Annotated in this window: 1 protein-coding gene; it reads left to right on the plus strand. The window is 74.1% G+C overall.

Annotated elements, in window-relative coordinates; genetic code table 11:
* Positions 1 to 113 precede the first annotated feature (113 nt).
* The coding region (locus tag QSK52_RS39185; protein ID WP_285741052.1) for a helicase associated domain-containing protein at positions 114 to 441 on the plus strand (328 nt) is incomplete at its 3' end.

A 441-nucleotide genomic window follows, 5' to 3' on the forward strand; every position in this document is an offset into this window, starting at 1 on the left:
TGGTGGGCGCAAACGGGAATTTCCCGCTCGGGAAGTGGCTGTCGGACCGGCGTCACGAGCGTGCTTCGGGCGACATGCCTGCCTACCGTGTCGTGCTGCTGGATTCTCTGGGCATGATCTGGTCCGTGTCGGACGCCCGGTTCGAGGCCGGGCTGGCGTGGGCGCGGCAGTGGGCCGCGGAGCACCACGGGTCGCTGGCCGCACCGTCGCGGGCCTCCATCGGCGGGTACGCGATCGGCACCTGGCTGGTCGAGCTGCGGGCGCAGGCCGAGGTGCCCGAGGGGCAGCCGGGGGCGTTGCCCGCGGAGCGGCGCCGGGCGTTGGAGGCGATCGATCCGTGGTGGGCGCCCTCGTGGCCGATCACCTGGCAGCGCTCGTACGCCGCCGCCAGGGCGTGGTGGCTGGCCTGCGACGGAGTGGTGGACTGGCCCGGCCTGCCGG

This window comes from Kitasatospora phosalacinea, assembly GCF_030268885.1.
Classification (GTDB): Bacteria; Actinomycetota; Actinomycetes; order Streptomycetales; family Streptomycetaceae; genus Kitasatospora; species Kitasatospora phosalacinea_C.